Source organism: Vibrio sp. 1249-1 (genome assembly GCF_033340495.1).
In genome coordinates this window covers 1-650 of record NZ_JAWOWJ010000669.1, presented here as the reverse complement: position 1 = coordinate 650, position 650 = coordinate 1, and the positions used below count along the sequence as shown (strand labels likewise).

1 protein-coding gene is annotated in these 650 nt (G+C 52.2%); it reads right to left on the bottom strand.

Annotated elements, in window-relative coordinates; translation table 11 throughout:
• Positions 1-650 (bottom strand): acyl-CoA dehydrogenase family protein (locus R7Z50_RS28245; RefSeq protein ID WP_318149850.1); only part of this gene is annotated, 650 nt, incomplete at both ends.

Here is a 650-nt window from a genome sequence, read left to right as displayed (position 1 = left end):
ACGATTGCAGAGATAACCGATGGCTTTTCACCTAGGTCGATACCTGCAACAGTTAGGTTGCTGGCCGCATCCATGACATATGCATTACCGCCAAGACGCGCCAATGGCTCTTCAACGCCTTCCATGTGACCGATTGGTTGTTTGAACTGACGACGAATGCGAGAGTATGCACCCGTTGCCATCGCAGCCGATTTGATACCACCCGTCGAGTTAGAAGGTAGCGTGATGCCACGGCCGACCGACAGACATTCCACCAGCATGCGCCAGCCTTGCCCTGCCATTTTCTCACCACCGATGATGAAATCGATAGGAACGAAAATGTCTTTACCACGGGTTGGACCGTTCTGGAATGGTACGTTCAGTGGGAAATGACGGTTGCCGATTTCTACACCTTTCACATCCGTTGGGATCAGCGCACATGTGATACCAAGATCTTCTTTCTCACCAAGCAGGCCTTCTGGGTCACGCAGTTTGAATGCAAGGCCAAGTACCGTCGCAACAGGCGCAAGCGTGATGTAGCGTTTGTTCCACGTTAGACGCATCCCCAACACTTCTTTGCCTTCCCATTCTCCTTTACAAACGACGCCGTAATCTGGGATTGAGCCTGCGTCTGAGCCAGCCTCTGGGCTAGTTAACGCGAAACATGGGAT